The organism is Dokdonella sp., from assembly GCF_039926425.1.
Taxonomy (GTDB): Bacteria; Pseudomonadota; Gammaproteobacteria; order Xanthomonadales; family Rhodanobacteraceae; genus Dokdonella_A.
Map to the genome: position 1 here is coordinate 1 of NZ_JBDSWZ010000144.1, position 4,365 is coordinate 4,365.

At 65.7% G+C, this 4,365-nt stretch carries 1 protein-coding gene and 1 pseudogene; both read left to right on the forward strand.

Annotated features, from left to right (window positions below; translation table 11 throughout):
• The coding region (locus ABIV12_RS08635) for a hypothetical protein (RefSeq protein ID WP_348058288.1) at positions 1-2,921 on the forward strand (2,921 nt) is incomplete at its 5' end.
• 236 nt (positions 2,922-3,157) lie between these two features.
• Positions 3,158-4,365, forward strand: a pseudogene (aceE, locus tag ABIV12_RS08640) (pyruvate dehydrogenase (acetyl-transferring), homodimeric type); the annotation flags it as partial.

Below are 4,365 nucleotides of genomic sequence, written 5' to 3' on the forward strand. Positions count from 1 at the left end.
CCGGGCAAGTCATCACCTGCGCGCTGCCTGCAGGAATCGCCGTCGGCGGATCGATCAGCTACACGATTCCTGTCACGCCACAAGCGAGTGCGGACGGCCAGAATGTCAGCAACACGGCGACCGGAAACAACGGTGGCGATCCCAGCTGCCCGTCAGCGGATCATTGCAACGACACCGTCACCAACACCGTGACCGCACCGCAGTTGCAGCTGATCAAGACAGCCACGCCGTCGCCGTTCGTGGTCGGTCAGCCTGCAACGTACACGTTGACATTGACGAACATCGGGACCGCGCCAACCACTGCGATCACCACGATCGCGGACACCGTGCCTTCCGGTCTGACTCTCGGCACGCTGCCAACCGATTGCAGCGCGACGGGCCAGCAGGTCACCTGCACCGTTGCGGCAGGGCTTGCGACGGGCGCACCGGTGAGCTTCACGATTCCTGTCACGCCGACCGACACCTTGAATGGCCAGTCGGTGACAAATGCGGCCGGGGCAACCGGAGGTGGCGATCCAGGCTGCCCCGCCGGGATGCCGATTGCCGATCTGCCGGCGCGCTGTAGGCACGACGTGACCACGCCAGTGAATGCTCCCCAGTTGACGCTCGTCAAGACCGCCAGCGCGGCTGCATTCGTGGTCGACGTGCCCGCCAGCTATGCGTTGCAGGTGACCAATACCGGCAGCGCGAGTACGACCGCGGCAGCGACAATCACCGACGTCGTGCCGGCCGGCCTGACCCTCGGCACGTTGCCAACCGGCTGCAGCGCAAGCGGACAGCAGGTCGATTGCACAATTGCCGCCGGCCTCGCCGCGGGTGCGTCAGTGACGTTCGTCATTCCGGTCACACCGACGCTCGCCGCAACGCCCTCGGTCAGCAATACCGCGACCGTTGCGGGTGGCGGAGACCCAACGTGCCCGAAGACCGCAAACTGCAGCAGCACGGTCAAGACCCCGGTCGGCGCGCCTGCGCTGCAGCTGGTCAAGACCGCAAGCGATGCCGCATTTGTTGTCGGAGTGCCTGCGAGCTACCTGTTGACCGTGACCAATATCGGCACGACAGCAACGACTGCCGATGCCGCGGTGATCGACAACGTCCCGGGCAATCTCGTAATAGGCACGTTGTCACCCGGTTGCGTGGCCGCCGGTCAGCAAGTGACCTGTACCGTCCTTGGCGGCCTGGCTCCGGGAGCGTCCACGAGCTTCACGATTGCGGTCACGCCGTCGGCTGCGGCGAGCGGTTCGACGCTGACCAATACCGCGACCGTCGCGGGCGGTGGCGATCCCACCTGTCCAGGCAAGGGCAACCCGAACTGCATCAGCACGGTCGACACACCCGTCGGCGCGCCCGCACTGCAGATCGTGAAGACCGCAAGCGACAGGAACTTCGTTGTTGGCGTTCCCGCAAGCTACACACTGACTGTCACCAACGTGGGTGCCGCGGCGACCACCGCAGCAGCAACGATCTCCGACAATGTCCCGACCGGGCTCCCGCTCGGCGCGGTGTCAACCGGGTGTTCGGTGACCGGACAGCAGGTGACCTGCACGATTGCGGCTGGCCTCGCAGCGGGCGCGTCGACGAGCTTCCTGATCGCCGTCACGCCGCTCGCGGATGCCAGCGGTACGACACTGAGCAACACCGCGACGGTGGCCGGCGGTGGGGATCCGAGCTGCCCGGCCGGGGCGTTGTGCTCCTCGACGGTGATGACGCCGGTCGACGCGCCTGCATTGACCCTCGTGAAAACAGCGAGTGACGGCGGTTTTGCGGTCGGAGTGCCGGCCAGCTACACGCTGACCGTCACCAACACCGGCAATGCGGCGACGACCGCCGCGGCGGTCGTGATCGACAACGTCCCGAGCACGTTGACGCTCGGGGTCCTGCCGTCGGGCTGCACCGCGGCAGGTCAGCAAGTGAGCTGCATCGTTGCGGCAGGTCTCGCCGCGGGCGCATCGACGAGCTTCACTCTTCCCGTCACACCGATGGCGTCTGCTGCCGGCACCACGCTGACCAACACGGCAACGGTGTCGGGCGGTGGTGACCCGCGTTGTCCGGCCGCGACGCAGTGTTCCAGCACGGTCACGACGCCGATCGACGCGCCCGTGCTGACGATCCAGAAGACAGCGAGCGACGCCAGCTTCGTGGTCGGCCTACCGGCGAGCTATGCGTTGACGGTGACGAACTCAGGCACGGTAGCGACGTCCGCTGAAGCGGTGGTCACCGACGATGTTCCTGCGGCACTCGACATCGGAGCATTGCCCGGTGGTTGCGCGTCGGTGGGCCAGCAGATCGCGTGCACCATTCCGGCCGGTCTTGCCGCGGGCGCGTCGGTTGTGTTCACCATTGAAGTCACGCCGACGGCTGCTGCGAGCGGTACGACGCTCAGCAATACGGCAGGCGTCTCAGGCGGTGGAGATCCTGCCTGCCCGGCCGCTGCGCGCTGTTCGAGTACGGTCGCGACACCCGTCAACGCTCCGTTGCTCACCATTGTGAAGAGCGGCCCTGCCAGCGCCGTTCCTGGCGGCAGCATCGTTTACGCGATCACCGTGACGAACGCGGGGACTGCGGTGGCAACGCATGCCGTACTCGGCGACGTTCCGCCGGCGGGTCTCACCTTCGTCTCGGCGGACGCTCCGTGCAGCAGTGGATTCCCCTGCGATCTGGGCGACCTGCTTCCGGGTCAGACCATCACGGTAGCGACGACCTTTGCGATTGCGCCGTCGTTCAATGGAAGCCTGGTCAACCAGGCGAGCGTGACGAGTGACCAGACAGTCCAGATCAGTTCGACCGCGACCACGATCGTCCCCGTGACCCCTGGCGGAGAAACCATCCAATCCGTGCCGGTCGACGCGCGCTGGATGCTCTCGCTGATGGTCCTGTTGATGCTGGGTGGCGGACTGGGGCGCGTACGAACGCGCGATTGATGACGGTGCGCGACGGCTGGGGTGGAAACCGGCAGTCGCGCACGGCCAGGTCAGGCGCGACAAGTCGCGGCTAACCCGTTGTTCCGAAGAACGTAGCGCTGTGCGCCCGCGGCCACGCGGGGCTTGCGCCGTGCGCTAAACTTGCATCCCCCGCTCATCGAGGCAGGCGCGCGCGCGTTCCGGCAGGAGGATCTCCGTGCCGACGCGCCGACGCGCAAGCCGCAAACGGAGATCGCATGAATCAGCGCAACGAGATCCTCGACCAGGACCTGGATCCGGGCGAGACGCAGGAATGGACCGATGCGCTCAAGGGCGTCATCAGCGCCGACGGCACCGACCGCGCGCATTACCTGCTGGAGCGCATGGTCGACGAGACGCGCCGCCAGGGCGGCCACCTGCCATTTGATTCGACCACCGAATACGTCAATACCATCCCGCCGCATCTGGAAGCGAAGATGCCGGGCGATGCGACGATGGAGTGGCGCATCCGCTCTCTGATCCGCTGGAACGCAATGGCCATGGTGGTGCGCGCAAACCGCAAGCCCGGCGATCTCGGCGGACACATTGCGAGCTTTGCATCGAGCGCCACGCTGTACGACGTCGGCTTCAATCATTTCTGGCGCGCGCCCAGCGCCGACCATCCGGGCGATCTCGTATTCCACCAGGGTCATTCGAGCCCGGGCGTGTACGCGCGCTCCTATCTCGAAGGGCGCATCGGAGAAGACCGCCTCGATCTGTTCCGCATGGAAGTCGCCGGTCGCGGCAACGGTCTTTCGTCGTATCCGCATCCGTGGCTGATGCCCGACTACTGGCAGGTACCGACCGTGTCGATGGGTCTCGGCCCGTTGCAGGCGATCTACCAGGCGCACTTCATGAAATACCTCGAGCATCGCGGCCTGATCCCGAAGAGTGATCGCAAGGTCTGGTGCTTCCTCGGCGACGGCGAGTCGGACGAACCCGAGTCGCTCGGCGCCATTTCGCTGGCGGGTCGCGAAGGCCTCGACAACCTGATCTTCGTCGTCAACTGCAACCTGCAGCGGCTCGATGGGCCGGTGCGCGGCAACGGCAAGATCATCCAGGAACTGGAAGGCGTGTTTCGCGGTGGTGGCTGGAATGTGCTGAAAGTGGTCTGGGGCGGCTACTGGGATCCGCTGCTCGCGCGCGACACAAAGGGGATCTTGCGCAAGCTGATGATGGAAACCGTCGACGGCGAATACCAGAACTGCAAGGCGTTCGGCGGCGCGTACACGCGCGAGCACTTCTTCGGCAAATATCCGGAGACGCGCGAGATGGTGGTGAACCTCTCGGACGACGACATCTGGCGTCTCAATCGCGGCGGTCACGATCCGCACAAGGTGTACGCGGCGTACCACGAGGCGGTGCACACCAAGGGCATGCCGACGGTGATCCTTGCGAAGACCGTCAAGGGTTACGGCATGGGCGC